The sequence below is a fragment of the Arthrobacter saudimassiliensis genome (genome assembly GCF_059090665.1).
Map to the genome: position 1 here is coordinate 1 of NZ_JBNHFX010000015.1, position 270 is coordinate 270.

The following is a 270-nucleotide window of genomic DNA, read 5'->3' on the forward strand; positions in this document are numbered from 1 at the left end:
GGGAAAACCGTTCCAAAAACCGGAACTTCCTTTTCCCTTTCGCACCGCCGTGGTGTTTCTTCAGCTTATTTCATCCGGCCGGTTTTTGCAATTCGGCCGATTCCTCAGGAACCTTGCGAATTACGGTCAAACCGTCCTTCCGAACCCAGCAAAATACCCGGCTCTTCCGGCCGGCGCCCTAAGCGCACAGCGTTGAAACCGAGGAAATTTGTTGGGGTTGGCCGCCATGCTTCGGGCGCTTTTCCAGCGTCCCGGCCGCGGCGACTTCCA

General features: G+C 57.0%; 1 protein-coding gene. It reads left to right on the plus strand.

The features are described 5' to 3' along the window. Positions 1 to 196, plus strand: a 196-nt coding sequence (locus AC5RV6_RS16955; protein ID WP_494008531.1) for a hypothetical protein, incomplete at its 5' end; no start/stop codon positions are given. Positions 197 to 270: the final 74 nt, after the last annotated feature.